24 protein-coding genes are annotated in these 26,278 nt (G+C 71.0%); 16 read left to right on the forward strand and 8 right to left on the reverse strand.

Going from position 1 to position 26,278, the window contains the following annotated elements:
- Window positions 1-36: 36 nt before the first annotated feature.
- The 8 genes from gspK to AC3WOE_RS09820 all read left to right on the forward strand — a co-directional run bounded on the left by gspK (window position 37) and on the right by AC3WOE_RS09820 (window position 9,419).
- Window positions 37-1,104, forward strand: coding sequence for a type II secretion system minor pseudopilin GspK (gene gspK, locus AC3WOE_RS09785; protein WP_492690075.1), 1,068 nt, complete (start codon window positions 37-39; stop codon window positions 1,102-1,104).
- A 103-nt stretch (window positions 1,105-1,207) separates the two neighbouring features.
- Window positions 1,208-2,455 (forward strand): type II secretion system protein GspL, encoded by a 1,248-nt coding sequence (gene gspL, locus AC3WOE_RS09790; RefSeq protein ID WP_492690077.1) that lies wholly within the window; start codon window positions 1,208-1,210, stop codon window positions 2,453-2,455.
- A complete protein-coding gene (gene gspM / locus AC3WOE_RS09795) occupies window positions 2,455-2,979 on the forward strand; it encodes a type II secretion system protein GspM (RefSeq protein WP_492690078.1) in 525 nt (174 codons plus the stop codon). Before gspL ends, gspM begins: the two co-directional genes overlap by 1 nt.
- On the forward strand, window positions 2,979-3,863 hold the full coding sequence (gspN, locus tag AC3WOE_RS09800) for a type II secretion system protein N (protein WP_492690079.1): 885 nt from the start codon (window positions 2,979-2,981) through the stop codon (window positions 3,861-3,863). The genes gspM and gspN overlap by 1 nt, the downstream gene beginning before the upstream one ends.
- Before the next feature lie 2 nt (window positions 3,864-3,865).
- Window positions 3,866-6,094, forward strand: coding sequence for a type II secretion system secretin GspD (gene gspD, locus AC3WOE_RS09805; RefSeq protein ID WP_492690080.1), 2,229 nt, complete (start codon window positions 3,866-3,868; stop codon window positions 6,092-6,094).
- Window positions 6,095-6,101: 7 nt separating this feature from the next.
- Window positions 6,102-7,610, forward strand: a complete 1,509-nt coding sequence (gene gspE, locus AC3WOE_RS09810) for a type II secretion system ATPase GspE (protein ID WP_492690081.1) — start codon at window positions 6,102-6,104, stop codon at window positions 7,608-7,610.
- A gap of 10 nt (window positions 7,611-7,620) precedes the next feature.
- Complete coding sequence (gspF, locus tag AC3WOE_RS09815) at window positions 7,621-8,832, forward strand: type II secretion system inner membrane protein GspF (RefSeq protein ID WP_492690083.1); 1,212 nt, start codon at window positions 7,621-7,623, stop codon at window positions 8,830-8,832.
- Window positions 8,829-9,419, forward strand: coding sequence for a DUF8692 domain-containing protein (locus AC3WOE_RS09820; protein WP_492690084.1), 591 nt, complete (start codon window positions 8,829-8,831; stop codon window positions 9,417-9,419). The genes gspF and AC3WOE_RS09820 overlap by 4 nt, the downstream gene beginning before the upstream one ends.
- On the opposite strand, the gene AC3WOE_RS09825 is transcribed toward AC3WOE_RS09820, so the two are convergent.
- From AC3WOE_RS09825 to AC3WOE_RS09835, 3 genes are read right to left on the reverse strand one after another with little or no spacing between them, the layout of a single operon-like run.
- Entirely contained in the window at window positions 9,382-10,467 is a 1,086-nt protein-coding gene (locus tag AC3WOE_RS09825) for a hypothetical protein (RefSeq protein WP_492690085.1), read from the reverse strand. The two genes, AC3WOE_RS09820 and AC3WOE_RS09825, sit on opposite strands and share 38 nt — an antisense overlap.
- Window positions 10,464-11,726, reverse strand: a complete 1,263-nt coding sequence (locus AC3WOE_RS09830) for a hypothetical protein (RefSeq protein WP_492690086.1) — start codon at window positions 11,724-11,726, stop codon at window positions 10,464-10,466. Before AC3WOE_RS09830 ends, AC3WOE_RS09825 begins: the two co-directional genes overlap by 4 nt.
- Window positions 11,727-11,778: 52 nt before the next feature.
- Window positions 11,779-12,291: a DUF3455 domain-containing protein gene (locus AC3WOE_RS09835; RefSeq protein WP_492690088.1), complete on the reverse strand. Its 513-nt coding sequence runs from the start codon at window positions 12,289-12,291 to the stop codon at window positions 11,779-11,781.
- Between the two features lie 75 nt (window positions 12,292-12,366).
- Here AC3WOE_RS09835 and AC3WOE_RS09840 point away from each other — a divergent pair, with 75 nt between their 5' ends.
- Both AC3WOE_RS09840 and AC3WOE_RS09845 read left to right on the forward strand, forming a co-directional pair.
- A complete protein-coding gene (locus AC3WOE_RS09840) occupies window positions 12,367-13,263 on the forward strand; it encodes a 5'-nucleotidase (RefSeq protein ID WP_492690090.1) in 897 nt (298 codons plus the stop codon).
- Window positions 13,264-13,362: 99 nt separating this feature from the next.
- Window positions 13,363-13,899, forward strand: coding sequence for a hypothetical protein (locus tag AC3WOE_RS09845; RefSeq protein WP_492690091.1), 537 nt, complete (start codon window positions 13,363-13,365; stop codon window positions 13,897-13,899).
- Here the strand turns inward: AC3WOE_RS09845 and AC3WOE_RS09850 are convergent.
- From AC3WOE_RS09850 to AC3WOE_RS09865, 4 genes are read right to left on the reverse strand one after another with little or no spacing between them, the layout of a single operon-like run.
- A complete protein-coding gene (locus AC3WOE_RS09850; RefSeq protein WP_492690092.1) occupies window positions 13,883-14,989 on the reverse strand; it encodes a HupE/UreJ family protein in 1,107 nt (368 codons plus the stop codon). The two genes, AC3WOE_RS09845 and AC3WOE_RS09850, sit on opposite strands and share 17 nt — an antisense overlap.
- Window positions 14,986-16,140 carry a hypothetical protein gene (locus tag AC3WOE_RS09855; protein ID WP_492690094.1) on the reverse strand — a complete coding sequence of 385 codons (1,155 nt, stop codon included), beginning with the start codon at window positions 16,138-16,140 and terminating at the stop codon, window positions 14,986-14,988. Before AC3WOE_RS09855 ends, AC3WOE_RS09850 begins: the two co-directional genes overlap by 4 nt.
- Window positions 16,140-16,409 carry a hypothetical protein gene (locus tag AC3WOE_RS09860; RefSeq protein WP_492690095.1) on the reverse strand — a complete coding sequence of 90 codons (270 nt, stop codon included), beginning with the start codon at window positions 16,407-16,409 and terminating at the stop codon, window positions 16,140-16,142. Before AC3WOE_RS09860 ends, AC3WOE_RS09855 begins: the two co-directional genes overlap by 1 nt.
- 11 nt (window positions 16,410-16,420) lie before the next feature.
- Window positions 16,421-17,953 carry a DUF4331 domain-containing protein gene (locus AC3WOE_RS09865; RefSeq protein WP_492690097.1) on the reverse strand — a complete coding sequence of 511 codons (1,533 nt, stop codon included), beginning with the start codon at window positions 17,951-17,953 and terminating at the stop codon, window positions 16,421-16,423.
- A 140-nt stretch (window positions 17,954-18,093) separates the two neighbouring features.
- On the opposite strand from AC3WOE_RS09865, the gene AC3WOE_RS09870 reads away from it, so the two are divergent.
- The 6 genes from AC3WOE_RS09870 to AC3WOE_RS09895 all read left to right on the forward strand — a co-directional run bounded on the left by AC3WOE_RS09870 (window position 18,094) and on the right by AC3WOE_RS09895 (window position 25,583).
- Entirely contained in the window at window positions 18,094-21,444 is a 3,351-nt protein-coding gene (locus tag AC3WOE_RS09870) for a S41 family peptidase (RefSeq protein WP_492690098.1), read from the forward strand.
- 50 nt (window positions 21,445-21,494) lie between these two features.
- Window positions 21,495-22,565, forward strand: coding sequence for an alpha/beta fold hydrolase (locus tag AC3WOE_RS09875; protein WP_492690100.1), 1,071 nt, complete (start codon window positions 21,495-21,497; stop codon window positions 22,563-22,565).
- A 105-nt stretch (window positions 22,566-22,670) separates the two neighbouring features.
- Window positions 22,671-23,123 carry a PaaI family thioesterase gene (locus tag AC3WOE_RS09880; protein ID WP_492690101.1) on the forward strand — a complete coding sequence of 151 codons (453 nt, stop codon included), beginning with the start codon at window positions 22,671-22,673 and terminating at the stop codon, window positions 23,121-23,123.
- A 1-nt stretch (window position 23,124) separates the two neighbouring features.
- Window positions 23,125-24,102 carry an NADPH:quinone oxidoreductase family protein gene (locus AC3WOE_RS09885; RefSeq protein WP_492690103.1) on the forward strand — a complete coding sequence of 326 codons (978 nt, stop codon included), beginning with the start codon at window positions 23,125-23,127 and terminating at the stop codon, window positions 24,100-24,102.
- Window positions 24,103-24,129: 27 nt separating this feature from the next.
- The gene (mddA, locus tag AC3WOE_RS09890) at window positions 24,130-24,888 is read left to right on the forward strand and encodes a methanethiol S-methyltransferase (protein ID WP_492690104.1); all 759 of its coding nucleotides are present in this window, start codon (window positions 24,130-24,132) and stop codon (window positions 24,886-24,888) included.
- Window positions 24,889-25,151: 263 nt separating this feature from the next.
- A complete protein-coding gene (locus tag AC3WOE_RS09895; RefSeq protein WP_492690106.1) occupies window positions 25,152-25,583 on the forward strand; it encodes an ExbD/TolR family protein in 432 nt (143 codons plus the stop codon).
- 57 nt (window positions 25,584-25,640) lie between these two features.
- Here the strand turns inward: AC3WOE_RS09895 and AC3WOE_RS09900 are convergent, their stop codons facing one another.
- Entirely contained in the window at window positions 25,641-26,117 is a 477-nt protein-coding gene (locus tag AC3WOE_RS09900) for a DUF6622 family protein (RefSeq protein WP_492690108.1), read from the reverse strand.
- Window positions 26,118-26,278 lie beyond the last annotated feature (161 nt).

Consider the following 26,278-nt stretch of genomic DNA (forward strand, 5'->3'; position numbering starts at 1 on the left):
GCGCTGGGCCGCTCCCGAGCCGGCCCGCTTGGGCGTGTGCTCGCGGCTCGATGCCGCGAGCATCGCCGTCCCCCCCGGGGACCGACCAGGTTCGCGCGCGTCCAGCGCCGCGGGACTGGGCGAGGGGCAGAGCAGAAAGGCGCAGCCATGCTGACCGCCATGATCATCGTCACGCTGATCGCCAGCCTGGCCGCCGGCATGGTCTGGCAGCAGTACCGCGCCGTGCAGATCGAGGCCGCCGACCGCGCCCGCGCGCAAAGCGCCTGGATCCTGCAGGGGGCGCTGGACTGGGCCCGCCTCATCCTGCGCGAGGACGCCAACGGCAACCGCCAGAAGAAGGTCGACCACCTCGGCGAACCCTGGGCCGTGCCGCTGGCCGAGGCTCGCCTGTCCACCTTCCTGGCGGCCGACAAGACGGCCGCCACGGACGACGAGGGCCCCGAGGCCTTCCTGTCCGGCAGCATCGAGGACGCACAGAGCCGCTACAACCTGCGCGCCCTGCTCGGCGGCACCAAGGTGCCCGAGCTGGAGCAGCGCGTGCTGGAGCGCCTGTGCAGCCAGGTCAATGCCGCGCCCGGCACGGCGGCGGTCATCATCACCGGCCTGCGCGCCGCCTTCCCCGCGCCGGCCAGCGCGCCCAGCCAGCCCGCCGGCGCCGCCAGCGAGGTGGTCATCAGCGAGTCCGGCCCGCTGCAGCCCGCCGGCGTGGACCAGCTGGCCTGGCTGGGCCTGGACGAGGCCACCATCAAGCGCCTGCAGCCCTATGTCGTGCTGCTGCCCAAGGCCACGCCGGTCAATCTGAACACCGCGCCGCGCGAGGTCATCGCGGCGCTGTTCGACGGCGTCGACCTGGCTTCGGCCGAGCGCCTGGTGCAGGGCCGCAAGGCCCAGCCGCTGCAGGAAGTCGACGACGCCAAGCGCTTCCTGCCCGCCAGCGTCGACCTGACCGGCAACCGGGCGTCGGTGGACTCGTCCTACTTCATCGTCACCGGCCGCCTGCGCCTGGACGAGCGCCAGCTCGAACAGCGCTCGCTGATCGAGCGCCAGGGCCTGAACATGATCGTGCTGGCCCGCGAGCGCATCAGCCAGCTGCTGGATCGGTAAAGCCATGAAGTCGAAGCCGGCTACAGATCTTCACCGCCCGCGCGACTGCCGCGCCGGGAAGGTCGCCTGCCCCTCCTAGAATGCGCCGCCCCCTGATTCCCCGATGAGCACCCTGCTGCTGTTCCTGCCCCCAAGGACGCGCCTGCGCGGCCTGGGCAAAGCCGCGTCCGCGGCGGCCGAGCTGCCGCGCGCCGATGCGGCGCGCGAGTACGACTACGCGCTGACGCCCGACGGCCGCCAGATCACGGCCGAGGGTCGCGCCGCACCGGGCGGCCTGCCGGCGGCGGACAGCGTCATCGCCGTGGTCGGCGAATCCGACATCAGCTGGCGCCGCGTCGAGCTGCCGCGTGCCGGCCGCCAGATGCGCGCCGCCCTCGCGGGCAAGCTCGAGGAGTCCCTGCTCGACGACCCCGACACCCTGCACTTCGCCCTCGAGCCCGATGCCCTCGGCGGCGACAGCGCCTGGGTCGCCATCACCTCACGGCCCTGGCTGACCGAGCACCTGGCCCAGCTCGACGCCGCACAGGTCTTCATCGACCGCGTCGCGCCGCTGTCCTGGCCGGACGAGCTGGCCCGCGGCCATTTCTTCGAGGCCAACGGCGCGGGGACGGCGCTGCGCTGGAGCCACACCGACGGCGTCGCCACGGTGCCGCTGGAAGGCGGCCTGGCGCGCCAGTTCTTCCCGCCCGGCCTGGTGCACGCGGCGCAGTGGACGGCCACGCCGGCCGTCGCGACGGCCGCCGAGCGCTGGCTGGGCACCACCGTCAGCGTGCAGACACCCGCCCAGCGGGCCCTGGCCGTGGTCGACAACGCCTGGAATCTGCGCCAGTTCGACCTCGCGCCGCGCGCCCGCGGCGCGCGCGCCCTGCGCCTGTTCAGCCGCGCGCTGATGCGCAAGCCCTGGCAGCCGGTGCGCCATGGCCTCGTCGGCCTGGCCCTGGTGCAGCTGCTGGGCATCAATCTGTGGGCCTGGCACCAGCACCGCGAAGTGGCGGCGCGACGCGAGGCCGTCACGACGACGCTGACCGGCGCCTTCCCCCAGGTGCGGGCCATCCTCGACGCGCCGGTGCAGATGCAGAAGCAGCTCGACCTGCTGCGCGCCAGCGCCGGCAGCGTCGGTGAGCAGGACCTCGAAGCCTTGCTGGCCGCCGCGGCCACGGCCTGGCCGGCCGACCGGCCGCCCACCGAGGCCCTCGCTTTCGAGCCCGGCCGCCTGACGGTGTCGGCCCAGGGCTGGGCACCCAACCAGATCGACAACTTCCGCAACCAGTTGCGCAGCGAAGGCTGGCAGCTGGACGCCAGCGAGGGCAAGCTGACCATCAGCCGCGCCAGCACCCAAGGACGCTCCTGATGGCCCGCTTCAACTCCGGCGGCGGCGAAGGCCTCGCCGCCCAATTCCAGCAGGCCAAGGCCCAGGCCACCGCGCATTGGCAGGCCCTGGGTGAACGCGAGCGCCTGGCCGTCGGCAGCATCGGGGTGCTGCTCGGCCTGCTGCTGGCCTGGAGCCTGCTGCTGGCGCCGGCCCTGCGCACGCTGAAGACGGCCCCCGCCGAACTCGAGAGGCTGGAGCTGCAACTGCAGCAGATGCAGGCCCAGGCCCAGGAAGCCCAGACCCTGCGCGCCGCGCCGCCGGTGCCGCCCGACCAGGCCCAGGCCGCGCTGAAGGCCTCCGTCGAACACCTCGGTGCCGCCGCCCGACTGAACCTGACCGGCGACCGCGCCGTCGTCTCCCTCAACAGCGTGGCCCCCGAGCTGCTGCAGGGCTGGCTGGGCGAGGTGCGCGCCGCCGCGCGGGCCCGCCCGGTCGAGGCCCAGCTGACCCGCGGCCCCAAGGGCTATTCCGGCACCCTGGTGCTGAGCCTGGGAGGCGCCTGATGGCCTGGTTCAAGAAGAGAAGCGGCCACACGACGATGCAGCTGTCGGACTCGGTGCTGGGCACTGGCAGCTATGGCGGCCGCGCGGTGCGCCACCGCACGCCGCAGCGCTGGGCCGTGGCCGGCGCCCTGGTCGGCGTCCTGGCGGCCCTCGTCGTCTTCGCGCCGGCCAGCTGGCTGGCCCGCGCCCTGGCCTCGGCAACGAACGACCACCTGCTCATCGTCGACACACGCGGCAGCGTCTGGAATGGCTCCGGCGTCCTCGTGCTGACCGGCGGCACGGGCAGCCGCGACGCCTCGGCGTTGCCGGGCAGGCTGCACTGGCGCATGGCCATGAAGGGCCTGGGCCTGCAGCTCGCCGCGCGCCAGGACTGCTGCATCAACGGCGACCTGCTGCTGGGCATCAAGCCCGGTTTCGGCCGCATGGAAATCAGCGTCGACAACCAGTCCGACTGGCTGGCCCGCCTGCCCGCCGGCCTGCTGGCGGGCCTGGGCACGCCGTGGAACACGCTGCAGCTGGGCGGCTCGCTGCGGCTGTCCGCGCGCGAATTGAAGCTGGAATCGGTGCAGGGCCGCTGGCGCCAGTTCGGCGAGCTGCAGCTGGACCTGCTCAACATGTCCTCGCGCGTGTCCACCGTCGCGCCGCTGGGCAGCTATCGCCTCAGCCTGACGGCCGACCCAGCCAACCCCGGCGTCAGCGCGCTGCGCCTGTCCACGCTGGAAGGCGCCCTGCAGCTCTCGGGCGCGGGCACGCTGAACAGCGGCGGCAAGAGCCGCTTCACCGGCGAGGCTGGCGCCGCGCCGGGCCGCGAGGAAGCGCTGAACAATCTGCTGAACATCATCGGGCGCCGCCAAGGGGCGCGCTCCGTCTTGACGATCGGATGATCATGAATTTCGCTCGCACCGCCGTCGCATCGGCCACCGCGCTCTCCGTGCTGCTGACCTCAGCCGGCAGCGCGTTCGCGCAGCCCGACAACGGCGCCATCCAGCGCGGCCGCGCCAAGGGCCCGGCCGTGAAGGCCAGCTCGCCGGTGACGCTGAACTTCGTCAACGCCGACATCGAGGCCGTCACCCGCGCCATCGGCGTCATGCTGGATCGCCAGATCATCATCGACCCGCGCGTCAAGGGCACGATCACGGTCTACAGCGAGCAGCCGGTGTCGGTGGCCGAGGCCTATCGCAACTACCTGGCGGCCCTGCGCGGCCTGGGCTTCACCGTCGTCGAGACGGCCGGCCTGCTCAAGGTGCTGCCCGAACCCGATGCCAAGCTGCAGGCGGGCTCGGTGGCCGTCGAGACCAGCAGCGCCCGCGGCGACCAGATCCTGACGCAGATCTTCCGCATCCAGCACGAGAACGCGAACAACCTCGTCGCCGTGCTGCGTCCGCTGATCAGTCCCAACAACACCATCAACGCCAACCCGGGCAACAACAGCCTGGTCATCACCGACTACGCCGACAACCTGCAGCGCATCGCCAAGATCATCGCGGCCATGGACACGCCGGGCACCAGCGACATCGAGATCGTGCCGCTCAAGCACGCCGTGGCGGCCGACCTCGCCCCGCTGGTGCAGCGCCTGGCCGATGGCGGTGGCGCCGTCGGCGCGGCCGTGCCGGGCCAGAGCAGCAGCGCCGTCAACGTGCTGGTCGACCCGCGCTCCAACGGCCTCATCCTGCGCGCCAGCAACCCGGCCCGCCTGGCGGCCGTGCGCTCCATGGTCGACAAGCTCGACCAGCCCAGCAGCGACGGCGGCAACAACATCCGCGTCGTCTACCTGAAGAACGCCGATGCCACCAAGCTGGCCACCGTGCTGCGCGCGGCCTTCGGCGCCGCCGCCTCGGGCGGCAGCGGCGGCGGCAGTTCCTCGGGCACCTCCAGCCTGAGCGGCAGCGGCTCGCTCACGGGGGCCGCCCCGACGCTGGCTGGCAGCGCCACCAACAGCAACAGCAACACGGGTGGCATGAGCTCGGCCGCCGCCACGGCGCCGCTGTCGCAATCCGCCGGCCCGTCCACGGGCGGCTTCGTGCAGGCCGACCCGTCGACCAACTCCCTCATCATCACGGCCCCCGAGCCGCTGTACCGCCAGGTGCGTGCCGTCATCGAGCAGCTCGATTCGCGCCGTGCCCAGATCTATGTCGAGTCGCTGATCGTCAAGATCGACAACACCAAGGCCGCCCAGTTCGGCGTGCAGTGGCAGAACCTGTTCGGCAGCAAGGGCGACAACACCATCACCGGCGCCGGCACCAACTTCGGCTCGGGTCTGGCCAACATCATCAACGGCACGGTCGCCGTGGCGGGCGGCCGCAGCGGCGTCGGCTCGGCTCTGAGCTCGGGCTCGGCGCCCACGGGCCTGAACATCGGCATCCTGAAGAAGGTCGGCGACTTCTACACCCTGGGTGCGGTGGCCAACTTCTTCGAGAGCCAGAGCGGCGCCAACGTGCTGTCCACGCCCAACCTGGTGGCGCTGGACAACGAGGAGGCCCGCATCGTCATCGGCCAGAACGTGCCCTTCGTGACCGGCTCCTATGCCAACAGCGGCGCGTCGACCGGCGGCACCGTCAACCCCTTCACGACCGTGGACCGCAAGGACGTCGGCCTGACGCTGAAGATCAAGAGCCAGATCGGCGAAGGCGGCACCGTGCGCATGGTGGTCTACCAGGAGAACTCCTCCGTGGTGCCCGGCTCCAACAGCACCACCGGCCCGACGCTGGACAAGAGCGCCATCGAGACCTCGGTCGTCGTCGACGACGGCGACATCATCGTGCTGGGCGGCCTGCTGAAGGACGAGTACACCGACGGCGACGACGGCGTGCCGGGCCTGTCCAAGATCCCGCTGATCGGCAACCTCTTCAGCAGCAAGAACCGCAAGCGCGTGAAGACCAATCTGATGGTCTTCCTGCGTCCCGTCGTCATGCGCAACGCCGACAGCGCCAACCAGCTGACGCTGGACCGCTACGAGAGCATCCGCGGCGTGCAGCAGAACAGCCAGCCGCAGAAGAGCCTCGTGCTGCCCGACACCGGCGCGCCGGTGCTGCCCGAACCCAAGATCGCGCCGCCCAACAAGGCCCTGCCGCAGCCCTCGCTGCAGACGCCGCCGCAACAGCAGTCCACGCAGTAAGCCAGCCATGGCCGCGACCCGCCACCCCCTGCCCTACGCCTTTGCCAAGGCCAACACCGTGCTGCTGGAAGACGACGGCAGCACGCTGACGCTGTGGGCGCCGCCCGAGGTGGGCTGGGCCACGCTGTCAGAGGTGCAGCGCCTGTACGCGGTCGACCGGCTGGAATCGGAAGCCGTCACGTCGCTGGCCGAGCGCATCAACGCCGCCTACGCCGGCAGCGAGAGCAGCGCGGCCGTCGTCGTCGGCGAGGTCGAGAGCGCGGTGGACCTGTCGCGCATGATGCAGGACCTGCCGGCGGTTGAAGACCTGCTCGAGGCCGCCAACGACGCGCCCATCATCCGCATGCTGAACGCGCTGCTGACCCAGGCGGCCAAGGACGGCGCGAGCGACATCCACATCGAGCCCTATGAGCGCGCTTCGTCGGTGCGCTTCCGTGTCGACGGCACGCTGCGCGAAGTCGTGCAGCCCAACCGCGGCCTGCATGCGGCCCTGATCTCGCGCCTGAAGATCATGGCCGAGCTGGACATCGCCGAGAAGCGCCTGCCCCAGGACGGCCGCATCTCGCTGCGCATCGGCGGCCGCGCCATCGACGTGCGCGTCTCCACCCTGCCCTCGGCCCACGGCGAGCGCGCGGTGCTGCGCCTGCTGGACAAGAGCGAATCCAAGTTCACGCTGGAAGGCCTGGGCATGGACGGCAACGTGCTGTCCGCCTTCAAGAAGCTGGTGCAGCAGCCCCACGGCATCGTCCTCGTCACCGGGCCGACCGGCTCGGGCAAGACGACGTCGCTGTATGCCTCGCTGCAGACCGTCGACACCAGCACCACCAATGTGCTGACCGTCGAGGACCCGATCGAATACGAGCTGCCCGGCATCGGCCAGACCCAGGTCAACAGCAAGATCGACCTGACCTTCGCCAAGGCCCTGCGCGCCATCCTGCGCCAGGACCCGGACGTCATCATGATCGGCGAAATCCGCGACTACGAGACCGCGCAGATCGCCATCCAGGCCTCGCTGACGGGCCACCTGGTGCTCGCCACCCTGCACACCAACGACGCGCCCAGCGCCGTCACCCGCCTGACCGACATGGGCGTGGAGCCCTTCCTGCTCAGCAGCTCGCTGCTGGGCGTGCTGGCCCAGCGCCTGGTGCGGCGGCTGTGCCCCGTCTGCAAGCGCCAGGACGAGCATGGCCCCGACGCCGGGCCGCCCCCAGGCGGGGCCAGCCCCCTCGGGGGGCAGCGCAGCGCCGAAGGCGCAAGCGTGGGGGCACGAGGACTCTGGCACCCGGTCGGCTGCGAGGCCTGTGGCCACACCGGCTACAAGGGCCGCACCGGCGTCTACGAGCTGATGGTCGCCGACGACGCGGTGCGCAACCTCATCCACAACCGCGCGCCCGAGAGCCAGCTGCAGGCCGCCGCCGAGGCCGCCGGCCTGCGTTCCATGCGCGAGGACGGCGAGCGGTTGATCAATGCCGGCGTCACCTCTTTGGAAGAAGTGCTTCGCGTGACCCGCGAATAGGCTGATCCCCGTGCCCGCCTACAAATACGAAGCCCTCACCGATGCCGGCCGCCAGAGCAGCGGCCTGATCGAGGCCGACAACCCGCGCGCCGCCCGCGCCATGGTGCGCGCGCAAGGGCTGACGCCGCTGAGCATCGAGGTCGTGCAGCAGCACGGCGCCCAGGAAGGCAGCCGCTTCACGCGCCGCGTCTTCAGCCCGACGGCCCTGGCGGTGTGGACGCGCCAGCTCGCCGGCCTGGTCGGCTCCGGCCTGCCCATCGAGCGCGCCCTCACGGCCCTGGCCGACGAAAGCGAGGACACCCGGCAGCGCGAGCTCATCAGCCAGCTCAAGGCCGAGGTCAATGCCGGTTCGGCTTTCGCCCGCGCCCTGGCCTCGGCGCCGCGCGAGTTCGACGACGTCTACCGCGGTGTCGTCGCCGCCGGCGAGCAGAGCGGTGCGCTGGGCCAGGTGCTGGAAAAGCTCGCCGACGACCTGGAAGAGCGCCAGGACCTGAAGGCCAAGCTGATCGGCGCCATGGCCTACCCGGCCATCGTGTCCTTCATCTCCGTCCTCATCGTCATCTTCCTCGTCACCTATGTGGTGCCGCAGATCGCCACCGTCTTCACCAGCTCCAAGCGCGCCCTGCCCGCGCTGACCGTGGCCATGCTGGCCGTCAGCGACTTCGTGCGCAGCTGGGGCTGGGCCATGCTGGCCGTCCTCGTCGCCGGTGGCGTGGCCCTGCGCTATGCGCTGAAGGCCCCGGCCTTCCGGCTGCGCTTCGATGCCGGCATCCTCGGCATCCCGCTGATCGGGCGCCTGGCACGCGGCTACAACGCGGCCCGCTTCGCCGGCACCCTGGCCATGCTGGCCGGCGCCGGCGTGCCCATCCTGAAGGCGCTGCAGGCCGCCGCCGAGACCCTGTCCAACCGCGCCATGCAGGCCGATGCGCTGGACGCCCTCGTGCAGGTGCGCGAAGGCGCACCGCTGGGCCTGGCCCTGGCCGGCAAGAAGCGCTTCCCCGGCATCCTCGCCATGTTTGCCCGCCTGGGCGAGCAGACCGGTGAGCTGCCGAACATGCTGGGCCGCGCGGCCCGCCAGCTCGGCACCGAGGTGCAGCGCCGTTCCATGGCCGCTGCGACGCTGCTGGAGCCGCTGCTCATCGTCGCCATGGGCGCGGTGGTGCTGCTCATCGTGCTGGCCGTCCTGCTGCCCATCATCCAGCTCAACACATGGGTGAAGTGAGGCGGCCTGCCGTCAGCGCCCTGCTGACGCTGGTCGTGAGTTTTGGCGTCATCGCCTGGATGGGCTGGCGCTGGTGGCCGCACTGGGGCCTGGCCTTTGCCACCGAGGACGCGCCGCTGGGCTGGTGGCAGGCCGCCCTGCTGGTGGCCAACGCCAGCGCTGCGGCAGCCCTGGCCTGCGTCCTCGCCGCGGTTGGCAACCGCTCGCGCGCGGTGCGCTGCTGGACGCTGCTGGCTCTGGGCATGGTCTTCGCCGCGCTGGACGAGCGCTTCATGGCCCACGAGGCCGTGCAGGACTGGCTGCAGTTCGACCTCGGCCTGTCGCACTCCTGGGCGCAATGCGTCATCCTCGCCTATGCCCTGGGCGGCGTGGTCCTGCTCTACGTCGTGTGGGTCGAGGGCAGCGCGAGCTTGCGACGCTGGACCCTCGCCGCCCTCGTCGCCGGTGGCGTCGCCATCGCGCTGGACCTGGCTTTCGACACCATCGCCATGCAGATCGTCGAGGAGTGGCTGGAAGCCCTGGCCGAGACGCTGCTGCTGGCCGGCCTCTTCAGCGAACTGGGCAGCGCGGCGTCCCCGCGGCACTGAGCGGCGGTGGCGTGTCCCAGGGTTCGCGCGGCTGGCTGATGACAGCCTCCGTCCAGGCGCGCACGCCCCAGGCCTCGCCGCGCTTGACCTGCGGCTGCATGCCGGCGGCATCGGGTTCGGCCTCCAGATCGCCGGCGTAGAAGTCGTAGCGGCTGGCCCGCAGCCGCAGCGCCGGCAGGCCCTTGGCCGACGGCAGGCTCAGGCGCAGTTCGCCGCGCTGCGCCTCCGACTCTCCCGGCTTGCCCGCCAGCCGCTGCACGCTCGCACCCACGGCCCAGGCCGGATCGGACAGCGCCAGCAGGGCCCAGACCGCCGGCTCGGCCGTGCCGGGCCAGCGCAGTTCGACCCAGCTCTCGCAGCCGGCGCCCGCGCCACCCCAGTGCAGACGCTGCAGGCGCGCCTCGCTGACGCCGCCGGGGCTGACGACCCAGATGCGGGGAGCGCCCGCCGGCGTGTCGAAGCTGGCGCGCACGACGATCTCGGCGTACTCCTCAGGAGGTGGCGTGTCGCGCAGGCGCAGCTGCACGCCCCAGCCCAGGGTCTTGGCGACGAGCATCCACGTGCCTGCCACGCCGTCGTCCAGCCCCAGTCGCACCACCGTCTCGCCGCCCTCGCGGCGGTACTGGGCCACCCCATCCTTCACGGCCGGTCCGGCCACGACGAAGGCCGTGGGCACCGGCGGGTTCTGCTCGGCCACGGACTGCCAGCGCGGCTCGCGCGCAGCGGCCCGGGTCTCGGCCGCCCATCCCTGCGTGGCCACCCAGGCCGCCAGCGGTGCCAGCGTCCAGTTTGGCAGGGCCACCGTCGGCACCGAAGAGGGCGTGAAGGCGTCATGCACGCCGGCGCGCGCCGGCGTGCCGTAGAACCCGGGCCACCAGGGCCAGACCTGCTGAAGACCCGCCAGTTGCAGCGGCGCGGAGCCAGCCGGCTGCTGGCGTCCGAAGTCCTGCAAGGCCTGCTTGAAGTCGGCCTGCAATTCGGCCACCGTCGCCGCGGGGACCTGTGCGCTCAGCACGCCGCCCAGCATCAATGTCAGCAGCCGCCTCATGTGCAGGTCACCAGGTTGTAGCGCGACAGCACGCGCCACCAGCCCTGCTCGTTGGCTTCGAGCTGGTAGAGGTTGTAGGCATACCAGCCACCGGCCTTGCGCAGGCCTTCGGGCCGCCAGGCCTGGGCCAGCGCGCGCTCGGGATCCAGCCAGGGAGCCTGCGTCACCTCGCGGTCCTCGCTGATGACCGTGCGCAGGTCGGCGACCCCGTCGCCGTCCAGGTCGATGCCGGCGTCGACACGGTGCGTCAGCGTGCCCATGAAGCCCGCCCCGCTCAGCCGCGTCTCCCGTTGCGGCAGCACGCGCGCCCGTGCGGCGTCCACCGTGGCTGTCGTCGCGAACACCGCCAGGATGGGCGAGCGCGCCGGCTGGGCCAGCACGACCTCGGCCATGCTGCTGAAGTCCTCCGGCTTGTCGCTCGTGCCGCAGCCATCGCTGCCATAGGCGGCGCTGCGCAGCACGCCGGGCAGCAGGCCCTTCTCGGTGACGACCCAGACCGGCAGCCGCAGCGTCAGTTGCAACTGGTCGATGCGCCCCTGCCCGTTGGTCAGCGAGCTGCTCAGGTCGGCCAGTTCGCCTTCGCGCCACGTCGCCTTCACGGCCAGGCCGCGCGCCTTGGCGATCTCGTACAGGTCGGCCAGGGCGGCGGCGCTGCGTGCGTCGTAGCTGACGCGGTAGACCACGCCCTCGGCATCGCGCGCCCGCAACCGGCTCACGAGCGGCCCGCCGGCAAAACCTGCCACCAGCGCATCGGGCTTGAAGAAGGAAGCCCCCGGCGCCCGGCCACCCCAGCGGCCCAGGCCCATGGCCGTCATGCGCGCCGGGTCGAGCTTGAACTCCTTGCTGCTGCGCGCGGCGATCTGCACATTGATGGCGGTGCTGGGCGGATGCATCAGCACCTCGGCCGGCGCCTTGCCGAAATCGCGGCTCAGGGCCGAGCGCATCTTGCGGGCCTGCTCGAACTCGGCGGCGACCAGCTTGCGCCAGGCCGGCGCGTCGGCCTCGCCCTCAGCGCCGCGCCGCTTGATCTGCTCCAGCAGCCCGGCATGGTCGCCCCAGGCGTGCAGGGACGGCGTCAGTGCGAAATGCTTGCGCAGCGCCGCGAACTGGGCCGCGGTCGTTTGCAGGTCGGGCTTGGCGACCAGCGTCGCCCGCGCGAGGTCAGCCTCGGCCTGGGCCAGCGCGGCCGACGGCTCGGCCCGGGCATGGGCCGCAGCAGCGGCGAGGCAAAGCGCGCCGCAGAAGGGTCCGAGCTTCATGTTTCTCCCTGTCTGGACGCCCGCATTCTCGGGCCGGCCGCCCCCTGCAGGATCAGCGATAGAAGTAATACGCCGCCGTGTAGCTCACCCGCGCCGTCTGCCCGAGCTTCTCGGTCGTGCAGGGCTCGGCCGGCTCCACGCCGCCGCCGGTGTTCAGGCGCTGGATGCTGCGCACGTTGGCAAACACGCCGCTGCCGCTGTTGCTCTTGGCGCTCAACAACAGCCAGGGGATGGCGGTCTCCGGCGTGGGGCTGGGCGCGCGGGCCTTGACCTCCCCGACCACCTTGCTGCCGTCCGGCGCCTCCCAGGTCGGGCCGGCGTAGTGCTTGCCCAGCGGATTGCTGCGCTGGTCGGCCAGCGTGGCCTCGGGCGCGCGGAAGACCCAAGCGGGGCTGCCGTCCGCCTTGGCAGCGCAGTCGTAGATCTGCACGCCGCTGGCCAGGGCTTCCATGACGAAGGTCTGGCCGGCGGGTGGCTGCAAATTGGCCGGCGCCTGGGGCGGCAGGGGCGTCGACGCGCAGGCGGCCAGCATCAGGACGGGAGACAGGGCGAACACGACACGCATGGAGAACCTTTCAAGCGGATGAGCCCGCAGTCTAGGAAGCCGCGCAAGCCCGGTCGCCCCCTATCATCGTCCGCCATGCCAGCCACGCTCTCCGGTCAACTCGTCGTCGCCATCTCCTCGCGCGCCCTCTTCGATTTCGAGGCCGAGAACGAGGTCTTCGAGGCCGGCGACGACCATGCCTACATGGCCCTGCAGCAGCAGCGCCTGGACGAACCGGCACCGCCCGGCGTGGCCTTCTCCCTCGTCGAGAAACTGCTGGCCTTCAATGCCGGCGGCGCGCCCCAGGTGGAAGTCGTCGTGCTGTCGCGCAACGACCCCATCTCGGGCATGCGCGTGTTCCGCTCGGCCAAGCACTACGGCCTGCCCATCGAGCGCGGCGTGTTCACGCGCGGCGCCTCGCCGTGGCGCTACCTGAAGCCGCTGTCGGCCCAGCTTTTCCTGTCCACCAACGAGGCCGATGTGCGCCAGGCCCTGGGCGCCGGCGTGGCCGCGGCCCGCGTGATGCCGCTGGCGGCGCGAGCTTCCGCCGCGCATCCGAAGGAGCTGCGCATCGCCTTCGACGGCGACGCGGTGCTGTTCTCGGACGAAGCCGAGCAGGTCTTCCAGCGCGATGGCCTGGCGGCCTTTCGCGAGCACGAACTGCAGCGCGCCCATCTGCCGCTGCAGGCGGGGCCCTTCAAGCCGGTGCTGGAAGCCCTGCACCGGCTGCAGCAGTCGCGCGCCAATGGCATGCATGTGCGCACGGCCCTCGTCACGGCGCGCAGTGCACCGGCCCACGAGCGCGCCATCCGCACGCTGATGGACTGGCAGATCGAGGTCGACGAGGCCATGTTCCTCGGTGGCCTGGCCAAGGGCGAGTTCCTGCGTGAGTTCGAGCCCGACTTCTTCTTCGACGACCAGGTCGGCCACGTCGCCAGCGCCGCAGCCCATGTGCCGGCGGGCCATGTGAGCGCCGGCATCGCCGCGGGCTGACGACCTCACTCCCCTAGGCTGAAGCCGGCATGACCGGATCGGCCGGCGGATTGCGTCCATGCAGACAGAGGCCACGTTTTCGGCCTTGGAGAGTCTGCGATGGCGAGTCCGCTTCTTTCTGCTGCCGGCCCGCGGCCCGCGCAGGTGTTCGGCTTCTATTGGGAGATGCTGCACGACCGCTCCGGCGACGTCGTCAGCGACGGCTTCAGCCGCGCCAGCCCGCCGCCCTTGCGGCAGCAGCCCGGCTACAGCTACCGCATCACGCCGCTGTGCCTGATCGCCGCCCTGCTGGACGCCGACGCCCTGGCGTTTGCGGCCGAACCCGCCATGCTGGGCGTCAGCGCCCGGCTGGAGCAGGTGCTGAGCGCCCATCTGGAGGACCCCGCCACCAGCTTCGAGGCACCGCTGGACGCGCTGGTCGGCGACACCGACAGCCTCATCCTGGCCCAGATGCTGCTGGCCCAGCTGCCGCCCGGCGTGGCCCGATTGGGGGCGCGCAGCGCCACCGGCGCGGCCTGCGAGGGCGATGACGCGCTGTCGGCCTGCGAGTCGGGCCGCGACGTGGCGGCCGTCTACTACCGCTTCGACCTGGCCCTGCTGCGCGATCGCATCCGCCCGCTCAAGGCAGCAGGCTGAGACCGAAGCTGCGCTCGACACACCAGAGCAGGGCCAGCGCAGCGACGGCGCTGGAGCCGCCGGGCACGATCCAGCGCCGGTAGACGGTGGCCGAGCGCAGCGCCAGCGCCACGGGCAACAGCAGCGCGACGACAGCGAGCTGGCCCAGCTCGACGCCGAGGTTGAAGCCCAGCAGCGGCAGCACCAGCTCGCTGCCCCGCAGGCCCAGGTCCTTCAGCGGCCCGGCAAAGCCGACGCCGTGCACCAGGCCGAAGAGCCCGACCATGCTCCAGCGCGGCCCGGGCACAAAGGGCTTGAGGTTGTCGACCGCGGCCAGCAGCACGGTCAGCGCGATCAGCGATTCGATGACAGCCGCCGGCGGATCGATGGCACCGCTGGCCGCCAGCGCCAGCGTGATGGAGTGGGCCAGCGTGAAGGCAGTGACCAGCTTGAGCGTCTCGGCCAGCGCGGCGCGGCCGCTGGCGCGCGGCGCCCAGCCCTTGCCTTCGCGGCGCCAGACGGCCACGAGCAGCAGCGTGACCAAAAAGAGCACATGGTCCAGGCCGCTGGCGATATGGGCCATGCCTTCGACGACAAAGCCACCGAAGCCGCGGCTCTCGAGGTTGAGGCGCTGCGGGCCGGCGCCCGGCGTCAGCACCAGCGGTTCGCCGGACGCGCCGACCAGGCGGGCCAGGCCGCGGTGGGCCGTGTCGGTGGTGGCGAAGAGGCGGTAGTCGATGTCCAGCTCATGCACGGCGGCCGGGCATTGCCAGTGGCTGACGAGGACGGCATGCATGCCGTCGCTGTGCTCGTCGAGCTGCGGCTTTGGGCGGTCCTGCAGCGTGCAGGCCGCGCCATCTGCCGTGAAACGCAGGCCGGCACTGGCCAGGGCCTCGATGTCTGGCCAGCGCTGGCGCACCTCGCCCCAGCTGAGGTTGCCGTCACCGTCGGCGTCCAGGGCGAGGTCGCGGTCCAGGTCGCGCAGCGCGATGTCCAGGCGCTGCTCGACGGCCGCGCCGTTGACGCGGTAGACGAGGTAGGCCTCGCTGGCCTGGTGGGCCTGGGCCGCGCCGCACAGCAGCAGCGCCAGCCAGAACAAGCAACGGATCACGGCGCAAAACTCCTGTCGAGGGCCGCAAGGCGTGCATCCTGCCAGCCCTTGTCGCGCAGCACACGCGCCAGCTGCTGGCGCGTCGCATCGCCCTCACGGCCGGCGGCCAGCGCGGCACGCAGCAGCAGCACGGCATCGACCGGCTCGCGTTGCATGGTCCAGTTGACCTGGGCCAGGCGCAGGGCCTCGCGCGGCTGCTGCTCGACGTCCAGCGCAAAGCGGGCCTGCTCGCGCGCATGCTTGCCCGGCTCGCGGCGGTCGCCGGCGGCCAGGCGCTCACGCATCAGCGCGCTCGGCGCCGACGCATCCCGACCGAGCTGGCGCAGGGCGATGACCCGCCGCAGCAGCAGCGCATCGGCCTCGGCATCGGGGCTGCGCTCGACCAGCACCAGGGCCTCGGCCGGGCGCTGGCGGGCCAGCAGCCAGTCAGCCAGCGCGGCGCGGGTGTAGACCTCGTCCTCGCCCGCCAGCGCGCTGCGGTAGAGGGCCGGTGCGGTGGTTTCGTTGCCCAGGCGCTCGGCCAGCTCGGCGCGCATCAGTGCGAGCCAGGGTGCCATGGAGCGACCGGGGCTCAGTTGGGCCAGGGTCTGCTCAGCGGCGGGGCCCTGGCCCGACAGGCTGGCCAGCTCGGCCAGGCAGGCCATGGCGGGCAGCGCGGCCAGGGGTTGAAGCTGCTCGCAGAGCGCCCGGGCCTCGGGCAGCTCGGCGCGCAGCTGATGCAGGGCGGCTGCATCGAGCAGGGCCTGGGCGCGGTGGTCGGGCGTCAGGTCGCCGCGCGCCAGCAGGCGCTGCAGTTCGGCCAGGGCCGGTTCGAATTCATGCCGCGCCTGCAGCACGCGGGCGCGCAGCAGCACGGCGTCGGCGGGCGCGTCGGCCTGGCGCCACCAGGGCGCGAGCGCGGCCTGGGCAGCACCGAGCTCGCGCGGGTCGCCATGCACGCGGGCGCGTTGCAGCGCCGCGCGTGCAGTGGCAACAGCCAGCGGCAATTGCGCCGGGTCCTGCGCCAGGGCCGCACGACGCGCGCGCTCAGCGGCGTCGATGCGGTAGGGCAGGCGCTGCACGACCTCGGCGTCGTCCTTCGGGACGAAGGGCTCGGCCGAGACCGCTGCCGGCAGAGCCAGCAGCACCAGCAGCAACGCAGGCGGTCGCATCACAGGCTTTGCGGCTCTTCGGTCTCGCTGACCGACGCGGTCACCGTCGGCAGCGTCAGCGCCTCCGAGGTCTCGTCGTCCGTCTTCTGGCCCTTGAGGTAGCTCACCAGGGCGGTGGACGAGGCCACGGCGCTGTCGGGCACGGCGGTGGGAGCGGGCGGAGGCGGTGGTGGCGGGCCGATGATCTCGGTATCGCTGTCGCTGCCACCGCAGGCGGACAGTGCGATCACGGCGCCGGCGGCGACGGCAACGGTCTTGCGGGTCAACATGGCGGCCCCCTTTACTTGGTGCCCGGGATGGGCGTGTTGAGGTAGGGGAAGCCGCTCATCAGGGGCACAACGGCCTGGTCCACCGCGTCATGCAGCTTGAAGCTGGTGGCGCCCAGCGGCACGGCGCCGGGCTTGCAGGCCGCGCCGAAGCCGAGCTTGTCGGTGTCGCCATTGGCCATGCACAGTCCGCCCATCACCGCCACCAGCGAGATGTCGACGACGTCGTCCTTGGGCCGACGGCCATTGGGGAAGCCGGCGTTGTCGGTGCCGCCCGCCAGGATGTTGCCGACGATGCCGAGGCGGTTCTGCTGGGCGAAGGGCACGGCCGGGACGGCGGTGTTCAGGCGCAGCATTTCGGAGGCCGTCACGGTCTTCTGCTGGTTGACGCCCTTGATGCCGGTCAGGAAGGTCGTGACCAGGTCGTTGCGCGGGAAGTTGGTGGGCGCCGTATTGGGCAGGCCCAGCGCGATCTCCAGCAGGGCCGGCAGCGTCGGGTTGGTCACGTAGTCGGCGAACTGGGCGTCATCCTTGGGCTTGGAGGAGTTGAACTTGTCCTTGTCCTTCAGGCCGATGACGACCTCGTTGACCAGGGGCATGCCCAGGCGCGAGACCTGCACCCAGGCGCCGCCGGCCTTCTCGCTGGCCTGGTGACCCGAGCCCGGCTTGGGATCGAGCAGGCGGCCCTGGCGCAGGCTGGCCGTCGTCCAGCCGCCGATGACGTCGTCCGTGGCGCTCTTCAGGCAGTCCTTGTGCACTTCCAGCGCCAGCGTCGTGACGTTCTTGTCGTCGATGGTGTTGGGCGCGGCATTGATCAGGGCCGGGTCGGTGATGACGGAGACCGGTGCGTTGACGAGGTCGAAGATGGTGCCGAGGTTGACGGCAAACGGGTCCTGACGCTGGCCGACGAAGACCTTGGCCTGCGTCGCGCAGCCGGGGATGGTGATGGGATAGACATGCTTGGCCGCATAGGCGGCGTAGTCGGCAATCGTCTTCTTGCCGATGTTGTCGACCGGCTTGTCGAAGCTGGTTGCGCCGCTGGTGGCATGCGTGACCGCCTGGGCCGTTCCGCTGCGGCGATCGCCGCGCACCACGGTCAGCGTGTAGCTCTCGTTCAGCTGCAGGTTGGCGTCCTTGACGCTGGAAACCGCGCCCGACTGGATCAGCGGGATGCCGACCATCTTGCCCCCGACGCTGAGCGAGGTGCCCGCGCCGTTGTTGGACAGCGTGTTCTTGAAGCGGAACTGGAAGGTCAGGTGTTCCTTGGCGTCGCCGACGTTGTCGATGTGGATCTCGTACAGCGCGCTGGGGTCCATCGAGAAGTAGTTCGGGCCGCCATAGCCATCCTGCAGCGGCTGGTAGTTGGCGATCAGCGTCACGTAGCCGGCGCGGCCGGTCTCGTAGCTGTTGAACATGTAGAAGTCCGTCGCATCGACCTTGGGCACGGTGGTGATGAAGGGGGCTTCGCGGTGGCTGGAGGCCTGGGCGCCAAGGGCCAGGCAGAACAGCGCGGTCGCCAACGCGCTGCAGGTCAAACGGGTGTTCATCGAGGGCATCCTGAGTGGCGATGCCGGCTTGGCATCTGGGCGGTGTTACGAGCCCAGAGCGCCTCCGGATTCACCCGATGTGACGAATCGCTCCTCATCCCCCTAGCAACCACAATGCGCGCACTTCGAGGAGACCCCCCATGCCCAGCTTTCGTCTTGCTGCCCTCGCCGCAGCCCTGTGCGCCACAAGTGCCTGGGCCGGCACCAGCGGCTTCTACCGCCAGCCCGCCATCCAGGGCGAGCAGATCTACCTCGTCGCCGAGGGCGATCTCTGGCGCGTCGGCACGCAAGGCGGCGAGGCCCAGCGCCTGACGACGCACAACGGCCAGGAGACCCAGCCCGCCGTGTCGCCCGACGGCCAGTGGCTGGCCTTCACGGGTCAGTATGACGGCGGCACCGAGATCTATCTGATGCCGGTGGCAGGCGGCCTGCCGAAGCGCCTGACCTGGGAAGGCGGCGGCATGCGCGTCTGGGGCTTCACGGCCGCGGGCGAGGTCCTCTACACCGGCTTGGACAGCCGCCCGGGCTCCCAGCTCTTCGCCGTCGACGTGAAGACCGGCCAGCGCCGCCAGCTGCCCGTCGGCCAGGCCAGCGATGCGGCCTTGAGCCCCGACGGCCGCACCCTCTACTTCACGCGCAGCGGCCTGCGCGGCGACAACGCCCGCCAGTACCGCGGCGGCGCCATCGCGCGGCTGTGGGTCATGGACCTGATGGACCGCTCCGAGGCCAGGCCGCTGCTCGCCGAAGGCAACAACGACCGCCGTCCCCTGCCCTACCGCGTCGGCACGGGCCCGGGAAGCGAGCGCATCGCCTTCCTGTCGGACCGCGACGGGACGGTCAATCTCTGGTCGGTGGACGCGCGCGGTGGCGACCTGCGCCAGCACAGCACGCACAAGGGCTGGGACATCCGCCACGCCTCCATCGACGGCAGTCGTGTCGTCTATGCGCTGGGCGCCGACCTCTACCTCGTCGACCTGGCGCAGGCCGCGGCGCCCAGGAAGCTCGACATCAGCCTGGGTGGGGACTTCGACCAGCAGCGCGAGCGCTGGATCAAGAAGCCGCAGGACTTTCTGACCGACACCAGCTTCGCCCCCAACGGCGAGCGCGTGCTGCTGGCCGCGCGCGGCCATCTCGCCACGCAGGGCGTGCAGGCCCTGCGCCGCGCCGAACTGCCGCAGCCGGCCGACGGCCGCTGCAAGAAGGGCGAGTTCAGCAGCGACAGCAAGAGCGTCTTCGCCACCTGCGACTTCAGCGGCGAAACCGAGATCTGGCGCTTCGCGGCCAACGGCAGCGGCCAGCCCGAGCGCATCACCGGCGGCGCGACCACGCAGCGCCGCGACCTGCTGCCCTCGCCCGATGGCCGCTGGCTGGCCCACACCGACAAGGAAGGCCGCATCTGGCTGACCGACCTGAAGGCCAAGACGACGAAAGAGATCGCCCGCGGCGGCCTCGGCGACGCGCCGCAGCTGCAGGGCTGGAGCCCCGATGGCCAGGCCCTGGCCTGGACGATGGCGCTGCGCCAGCCCGACCGCAGCCAGCTGCAGCTCTACAGCACCGCCGACGGCCGCACCCACACGCTGACCAGCGACCGCTACGACAGCGCCGCCGCCACCTTCAGCCCCGACGGGCAGTGGCTCTACTTCGCGTCCAACCGCAACTTCGCCACCACCGGCAACGGCAGCCCCTGGGGCGACCGCAACACCGGCCCCTTCTTCGGCTTCCGCAGCAAGCTCTACGCGCTCGCACTGCAGCCGGGCCTGCGCTCGCCCTTCGCGGCCAAGGACGAACTGGAATCGGTCACCGAGAAGAAGGCCGACGAGCAGCGCGCCGAGGACAAGAAGGCCACCGACAAGGAGCCCACCGAGCGCAAGCCGGATGACAAGGACAAGAAGCCGGCGACCGACAAGAAGGACAAGGGCAAGCCCACCATCCAGTTCGAAGGCCTGGCCGAGCGCCTCTACGAGCTGCCCGTACCGGCCGGCAGCTATCGCAATCTGCGTGCGGACGGCAAGCGGCTGTGGTTCCTGGACCAGGACCTGGACCGCAAGACCCATCTGAAGTCCATCAGCATCGACAACCAGGGCGGCCCCGCCGAGATCCTCGCTTCCGACGTCCGCAGCTACGACATCAGTGCCGACGGCAAGAAGCTGATGGTGGTGCGCAACCAGGGCCAGGGTGCGCCCGAGATCCTCATCGTCGACGCGGCACCCAAGCTGCCCGCCGACCTGGGCAAGCTGACCGTGCGCTGGAGCGACTGGCAGATCGCCACCCAGCCGCGCGCCGAGTGGAAGCAGATGTTCGCCGACGCCTGGCGCATGCACCGCGACCACTTCTACGACACGGCCATGCATGGTGTCGACTGGACGGCCGTACGCGCCAAATACGAGCCCCTGGTGGACCGCGTGACCGACCGCTTCGAGCTGGCCGAGCTGATGGCGCAGATGGTCGGCGAGCTGGGCGCCCTGCACAGCCAGGTCGGCCCCGGCGACACCCGTCCCGCGCCGGACGAGCCGGGTCTCGCCGGCCTCGGCGGGCGCTTCTCGCGCGGGGCCGAAGGCTGGCGCATCGAGGCGATCTACGGCTTTGAGGCCGAGCTGCCGTCGGAAGCACCACCGCTGGCCGCGCCCGGCCTCGGGCTCAAGGTGGGCGACATCATCACGACAGTCAATGGCCGCCCGACTGCTGATGCACCGCACATCCTCGAGATGCTGCGCGGCCAGGCCGGTCGCCAGGTGCTGCTGGAGGTCAAGCAGGCCGCCGGCGGCAAGACCGTGCAGCGCATCGTCACGCCCGTGGCTCCAGTGCGCGAGAACCAGCTGCGCTACAACGACTGGCGCGTCAGCCGCGCGCGGGCCGTCGAGCAGGCCGGCCAGGGTCGCATCGGCTATGTGCATCTGCGCGCCATGGGCCCGGCCGACATCGCCGACTTCGTGCGCGAGTTCTACGCCGCCAGCGACCGCGACGGCCTCATCATCGACGTGCGCTACAACAACGGCGGCAACATCGACAGCTGGATCCTGGAGAAGCTGCTGCGCCGCGCCTGGGCCTTCTGGCAGCCGCGCTCGCCCGGCGGCGCGCCGGTCTACGCCAACATGCAGAACGTCTACCGCGGCCACACCGTGGTGCTGATGAACGAGGACACCTACAGCGACGGCGAGACCTTCGCCGAAGGCTTCAAGCGGCTGAAGATCGGCCCCGTCATCGGCAAGCGCAGTTCGGGCGCCGGCGTCTGGTTGTCCGACCAGAACCGCCTCGTCGACAACGGCATCATGCGCGCCGCCGAGAACGGCCAGATTGACGCCCAGGGCCGCTTCCTCGTTGAGGGCGTGGGCGTGACGCCGGACATCGAGGTCGACAACCTGCCGCGCGCCACCGCCATGGGGCACGACGCGCAGCTGGATGCAGCGCTCGCCGAGCTGAAGCGGCGCATCGCGGCCGAGCCGATTCCGGTCGTGAAGCCCGGTCCCTATCTGCGGCCGGTCAAGCCGTGAACGAAAGGGAGGCGGCGGCCTCCCTTTGATTTTTTGCCTAGACTGGACCCATGGCCCCGCAGCGCGACATCCGCTTCGTCACCTCCTCCGACGGTGTGCAGATCGCCGCCGCGCGCCATGGCAGCGGCCCGCTGGTGCTGAAGGCGGCCACCTGGCTGACCCACATCGACCAGGTCGCACCGGGCAGCATCCAGCAAGCGCTGATCGACGAGTTCTCGGCGGCCCACACCTATGTCGAGTACGACACCCGCGGCTGCGGGTTGTCGCAGCGCCGCGTCGACGACCTGTCCTTCGAATCCTGGGTGCGCGACCTCGAGGCCGTGGCCGACACCTATGGCCGCGACGAGCCCTTCACGCTGATGGGCTTCACCTGCGGCGCCGGCGTGGCCGTCGAGTACGCGGCCCGCCACCCCGAGCGCGTGCGCAACCTGGTGCTGTTCGGCGGCTTCGCCACGTCCTACTACAGCACGAGCCACCCCAACCCGGCGGTGCGCCGCGAAGGCGACCTGATGCGCGAGCTCGCCGCCGTCGGTTGGGGCAACAGTTCGCCAGCCTTCCGCCAGGTCTTCGTGTCGCGCTTCCTGCCCGATGCCTCGCCCGAGCAATGGGCTGCCTTCGACAAGCTGCAGCGCGAAACCTGCGCACCTGACGTGGCGGCGCGCTACCTCGATGCGCTGTACGGCATCAACGTCAAGGAGGCCGCCCGGCGCGTGCGCTGCCCGGCGCTGCTGCTGCACCCCAAGGACGACCAGATGGTGCCCTTCGAGCAGGGCCGTCGCCTGGCCTCGCTGGTGCCCGGCGCGCGCTTCGTGCCGCTGGAGGGGCGCAACCACATCCCGCTGCCGACGGAGCCCGCCTTCGCCGGTTTTCTGCGCGAGGTGCGCGACTTCCTGGGCCTGCCTCAAGGCCGTGACGAGCCGGCGCCCAAGCTCACGCCGCGCCAGGCCGAGGTGCTGCGCCGCATCGCCGGCGGCGAGACCGACAAGCAGGTCGCCGGTGCTCTGCAACTGAGCCCGCGCACGGTGGAGATGCATGTGGCTGGCGCACTGAAGGCCCTGGGCTGCCGCACCCGCGCCGAGGCCGTGCACCGCGCCACGCGGCTGTGCCTGCTGCAGGCCTGACTACCGTGATCGCCCGGTAGCCGGGACAGCACCTACCGTAGAGGGCCGACTTGTGGCCCGGGCGGCTGCCGCGCGACAGTCTCCGCAACACGAACGGAGGCTCGCATGGACGACATCGGACCGGCATTGCAGGATGTGCTGAAGGTGCATTGCTTCGGCTGCGGCGCGCTCAACGAGCGCGGCCTGCAGATCAAGAGCCGCTGGGACGGCGACGAGCTGGTCTGCCACTGGCAGCCGCCGCCCCACTACATCGGCCATCCCGGCGTGGTCTACGGCGGCGCCATCGCCTCGGCGGTGGATTGCCACGCCATCTGGACGGCGATGGCCACGCACTGCCGGGAAGCCGGCCTGGCTCTGGACCGCAATGCGCCGGCCTTCGTCACCGGGCGGCTGTCGGTCACCTATCTCAAGCCCGCCGCCATCGACCGCCCGCTGGAGCTGCGCGCCCGCGTCATGGAGAGCAGCGGAAGGCGCGGCACCGTCGCCTGCCGCGTGCTGCAGGGCGATGTCGAATGCGCGACGGCCGAGGTGGTCGCCGTGCGCATGAAGGCGGCCTGAGATGCGCGCCGTTCTCTGCCACGACTACGCCGACCCGCCGCGCCTCGTGCTGGGCGAGATCGCCTCCCCCACACCCGCCGCCGGCGAGGTGCTGGTCGACGTGCATGCCGCCGCCGTCAGCTTCATGGATGCGCTGATGGCCCAGGGCAGGTACCAGATGCGGCCGCCCCTGCCCTACACGCCGGGCACCGACGCGGCCGGCGTGGTCTGCGCCGTCGGCCCTGGCGTCACTCAATTGCAGCCAGGCGACCGCGTCGCCTGCGGCCATTGGACCGGCGCCTGGGCCGAGCAGATGGTGGCGCCGGCTTCGCAGGTGACCCGCCTGCCCGACGGCGTGGACTTCGCCATCGCCTGCACGGTGCGCTACGCCTACGGCACGGCCCACTATGCGCTCGTGGAGCGCGCCCGCCTGCAGGCCGGCGAGACGGTCTTCGTCAGCGGCGCCGCGGGCGGCGTCGGGCTGGCGGCGGTGGACCTGGCGCGGCAGCTGGGCGGTCGCGTCATCGCCGGCATCGGCTCCCGCGACAAGGCCGAGGTCGTGCGCAGCCGCGGCGCCGAGGCCGTGGTGGCCTATGGCGAGGAAGACCTGAAGGCGCGCGTCCAGGCACTGACCGACGGCCAGGGCGTCGACGTCTTCCTTGACAACGTCGGCGGCGAGGTCTTCGCGGCGATGGCACGCCTGATGGCCTGGGGCGGCCGCATCCTGCCCATTGGCTTTACCAGCGGTGCCATCCCGTCGCTGGCGGCCAACCTGCCGCTGCTGAAGAACTACTCGCTGGTAGGCGCCTTCTGGGGCGCCTGGGCCATGCGCCACCCCGAGCAGAGCGCCGAGGTCGACGCCAAGCTGATGCGGTGGGTGGCCGAAGGGCGCCTGAAGCCGCTGGTGGCTGCGGAGCTGCCGCTGGATCAATTCGACGAAGCGCTGGCGCGGCTGCGCGACCGACGCGTGCAGGGGCGCCTCGTGCTGCGCCTGCGTTGACGAGACCCTCGAATCGGAGACATCACCATGGCCTTCTTCGCCCTGCTGTACGCCCTCGTGGCCTATCTGTTCTTTCTCGGCAGCGTCACCTATGCGGTCGGCTTCGTCGGCAACCTGCCAGGGCTGCCCAAGACCATCGACAGCGGCGCCGCAGTACCGCTCGCCGAATCACTGCTCGTCAACTTCTCGCTGCTGGGATTGTTCGCCGTGCAGCACAGCGTCATGGCGCGGCGCGGCTTCAAGCGCTGGTGGACGCGGGTGGTGCCCGAGTCGGTGGAACGTGCCACCTTCGTGCTGGCCGCCAGCGCCGTGCTCGCCCTGCTGCTGTGGCAATGGCGGCCCATCGCCGAGCCGGTGCTGTGGTCGGTGCAGCACCCGGCGGGGCGCTTGGCCCTGCAGGCGGTGTTCTGGGCCGGTTGGGCGGTGCTGCTCATCAGCAGCTGGCTGATCGACCACTTCGAGCTGTTCGGTCTGCGCCAGCCCTGGGCCCGGCTGCGCGGCCAGCAGATCCCGTCCCCGGTGTTCCGCACGCCGCTGTTCTACCGGCATGTGCGCCACCCCATCTATGTCGGCTTCCTGCTGGCCTTCTGGGCCACGCCGCAGATGACGGCCGGCCATGCGCTGTTCGCGGCGGGCAGCACGGGCTACATCCTGCTGGGCATCTGGTTCGAGGAGCGCGACCTGGTGGTGCAGTTCGGCCAGCGTTATCTCGCCTACCGCCAGCAGGTGGGCATGCTCTTCCCCAGAGTTGGCCGCGGCAGCGACGGGAAGTCAGCGCAGCCCTGAGCCACTCCGTTCAGGCGACGGCCTTGCGATGAAGCGCTGGAGGCAGCGACCGTCGCGACGAGTTCGATCGCCGGCACGACGCCGGATCGGCCTGGCAGCGGCCCCGTTGCAGCCCGTGGTCGGGATCGACGTCACCGCGGCCGTTGAAACCCTGAGTTGCAGGGAGTCCTCGGCTTCACTTTGCTTTTCGGGCCGAACTGGCATCATGGGTCGCAGCCCCGTCATCCCGACGCAAGGCAGCCATCCTGGGAGGCACCATGGGAATGAAGCTCGCGACCCTGTCCGGCAACACCGAACCCGAAGTTCTGATGGAGGTCAACACGACGCCGTTGATCGACGTCATGCTGGTGCTGCTGGTGATGCTCATCATCACCATCCCCATCCAGCTGCATTCGCTGGACCTGTTCATCGGCAAGGGAACCTCCGAGGTGACCCTGCCCAAGCCGGTGGTCCATGTCGTCACCATCGACTTCGATGGCAGCGTCTCCTGGGACAACCAGGCCCTGGACGGCCGCGCCGCCCTCGATGCCAAGATGCAGGAAGTGGGTGCCCAGGCGACGACCGACCAGCCCGAGGTGCACATCAAGCCGAACAAGCTCACCGACTACGGCGCCGTCGCGGCCGTCATGGCCTCGGCCCGGAACCACGGCGTCAGGAAGATGGGCGTGGCCGGCAACGAGCAGTTCGCCAGCTAGGCGACCGATCTTTCATCAACCCAGAGGGAGGCCGGGGCCTCCCTTTTTTCCGTCGGCTCAGGCCTGGCTGGCGAAGCGGTGCACCGCCGTGGCCCGGGCCGCGAAGGCGCCGCTGAACAAACCCAGCACCGCGCTCACCGCGGCGATGAACCAGACGTCCTGCAGCACATGGGCACCCATGCCGGCGGCGAAGCCCAGGCCGAACTTGGTCATGAAGATGCCCAGCATCAGGCCCAGCGGCACCCAGCTGCCGGGCATGCGCACGGCGGCGCCTTCCTTGGCGAGGCCGCGCGGCGCCAACAGCGGGCCACCGAGGAAGACCGCGGCGGCAAAGGCGGCCGCCCAGGCCAACACGGGCACCATGTGGGCACCGAATGCCGTCGTGACGCCGTACAAGGACAGCGCCAGCATGGCCAGGGCAACCTTGGCCAGCGTGCCGGGCTGGACGATGCGGTCGCGTGACTGGCGATAGCCCAGCATCACGAGGCCGGCGAGGAGGAAGAAGGGCCAGACGGGGATGGAAGCAGCGTTCATGGGGGCACTCGGTCGGGGTTGCGATGACCCGAACTGTGCGGATGCCCGGGACGCCCGGCGAATGGCTTGCGATGAATGGACGGCAGGCGGCGGGAATCGCCAGCAGGCGGTGGCGAATGGCGGCAATCAGGCAGAAAAAAGGGAGGCCTGGCCTCCCTTTG

This window comes from Roseateles sp. FW305-36 (genome assembly GCF_058787015.1).